Origin of the sequence: Burkholderia sp. Bp9143 (genome assembly GCF_003853645.1) — a bacterium.
In the GTDB taxonomy this organism is placed as follows: domain Bacteria; phylum Pseudomonadota; class Gammaproteobacteria; order Burkholderiales; family Burkholderiaceae; genus Burkholderia.
This window is the reverse complement of sequence record NZ_QTPO01000131.1, coordinates 1-1,507: the sequence shown is the minus strand read 5'-3', so window position 1 is coordinate 1,507 and position 1,507 is coordinate 1. Positions and strand designations below refer to the sequence as shown.

The 1,507-nt window shown below is 52.4% G+C and carries 2 protein-coding genes; both read right to left on the bottom strand.

Going from position 1 to position 1,507, the window contains the following annotated elements; all coding sequences use genetic code 11:
- Positions 1-416: 416 nt before the first annotated feature.
- Positions 417-737 (bottom strand): cysteine peptidase family C39 domain-containing protein, encoded by a 321-nt coding sequence (locus DIE23_RS38950; RefSeq protein WP_260436378.1) that lies wholly within the window; start codon positions 735-737, stop codon positions 417-419.
- A 111-nt stretch (positions 738-848) separates the two neighbouring features.
- On the bottom strand, positions 849-1,507 hold a 659-nt coding region (locus DIE23_RS38945), incomplete at its 5' end, for a calcium-binding protein (RefSeq protein ID WP_311767847.1).

Below are 1,507 nucleotides of genomic sequence, written 5' to 3'. Positions count from 1 at the left end.
TATGCGGTCTTCAGCTTTCTCTTCAAATATTTCGATCGAAGGTCTATAGCGATTGCTCTCGCAGACCAATTTGCGTTTTCGAACACCGCATGGTGGCGATCGTCCTCCATCGGAAGTGTCGTCCCGACCTTTCGCGCCCCCTTCCACGCATCTCCTGGCTCTTGCTTCTGGCACCAATAGTTGTTCAGTTTGACACAGTGCATCGTTACCACTTCACACTGCACCGGCTTGCCCGTGCCATCAGTTAAATTGTGCTTTGCCTCAGCACACCAATTCGGTGCCTCAGTGACAGAGGCTGCATGAACTGACGATGACAAAATGTGTAGTCCGACAAACGCAAGAATTCTAAGAGTTCTCATCGTGCCCCCCGAAGTAGTCGAAAATTTACTTCGTCCCGTGACATCACTGATATCACCCTACGAAGTCGAGGCACCTCGTTCAAGAACCAAAGCGCGCGTCGAATCGCATCCCGCAAGCACGCAGTGCTCACTATTGTTGTCAAGAAGTAATGCGGGTAGAGCGAGCTTTGAAAGACGGCCTTCGGTGATCTTGACCGCACGCGCTCTTAGTCCGATGGACCGCGCGGCGAGGATCAGATCGCGCTCCTCAAAACATCCCGACGTCAGCGCGGCATTATGCAAGAGTTGCGCGGCATCGACCGCGATACCATGCAGCTTCGCGATGACGATCAATGCTGCGAGCCCCGAGTCAGCGGTTAATTCTGGTCGTGCAGTCACTGGCACCACCTTTACGAGCTTATCGTGCCGTGCCCGGCACATCGTTGTTATCTCCTAACGCCTCCGAACTTTCACTTGAGCGGAGGCACTATCGCATTGCTAATGCCCATTCTACGGATTTTGATGCCATACTGAGTTTACGGTCGCAAGCAACGTTGAGTCCGTTATTGTCGGGTTTGCTGATGATGTCGGGTCAAATCCAGAATTGTTAGCAGAGAACGTTGCCATGGCTTGCACGAGCTGATCGATTTGCGAATCAATCGCCATATTCCCCGCTGTTCCGCCGCTAACGGTGATCTCCGCTAGGCGACTGTATGCATTTGAGAACCAATTTTGTATGGTTGCCGAAGTATTTGATCCCATTACGTCGACCTGAAGGTCGCTTCCGACCTGTTTTAACCAGAGATTATCTGGGTTCAAGTCATTGATCAGTAAATTTCCCGCTGCCGTATTATTGCTAGAGGAACCATTAACGACAGTAAGCAAACCCGAGCCAGCGTCTACTGTATACGTATCGCTTCCACCGCGTCCGTATTCAATATCAGATCCCCCTTTCCCGTCGAATACGTCGTTTCCGGTCGTACCGTTTAATGTGTCGTCCCCCGACGTTCCTACAAACGTCCGGGCCATGGTATTCACCTGTGCCGCAGTCCATACGGTGCCATCGGCAAACTGCACCTGCCCGACTCCGGTTTTGCCGGATCCGTCAGCCATGCCGTCGAGCTTGACCTGATCGGTGCCTTGCGTCAGATAGATATCGTTGCCGTTGA